1 pseudogene is annotated in these 564 nt (G+C 68.1%); it reads right to left on the bottom strand.

Going from position 1 to position 564, the window contains the following annotated elements:
- A pseudogene (locus AC5LSR_RS14505) lies at window positions 1-311 on the bottom strand (histidine kinase); the annotation flags it as partial.
- Between the last annotated feature and the right edge of the window lie 253 nt (window positions 312-564).

Here is a 564-nt window from a genome sequence, read left to right as displayed (position 1 = left end):
CTCGGGAAGGCCAGCAGCAGATGCGCGGCGAACCCGCTCGACGCCCGGACCAGCAGCAGTCCGGCGGTGCTTATCGCCGGGGTGCGCGACACCTGCAGATCCTCGGCGAAGAAACCGGCGCCGACCAGGACCATCAGCAGCCCTACCCGGTTCGCCGGCCGCCGGGTATGCGCCACCGCCCCGGCGGCGAGGAACAGGAAACCGCCGGTGGCCCCCAGCACCATGCCCGCGGCGGGATTCGAGCCGTCCCGCACCTTGAACACCAGCCCGGCCACCCCGAGCAGCACCCCGAGCCCGACCGCGAGATACACCACCAACGTTGGCGTCAGCAGAGCACGGAAAGACAGCGGACGAGGCACAAAAGCCCGTCCTGCCACCCCCTCGATTCTCACAGAGTGATCGTCACAGCGCCCTCCGCGACTGTCAACGACATTACCGCGACATCACCGTCGACGACCGCCACAGTCGATCACTGTGTCTCCACCCCAGTAGCCCTGACGAGGGCCGTAACCAAGCACGGCGCACTGGGCCAAGGTGCCAGGATGCCACCGAAGCTGGGACTAC

It is taken from the genome of Protofrankia sp. CiP1_Cm_nod4 (assembly GCF_982290645.1).
This window is presented reverse-complemented; position numbering and strand designations above follow the sequence as displayed.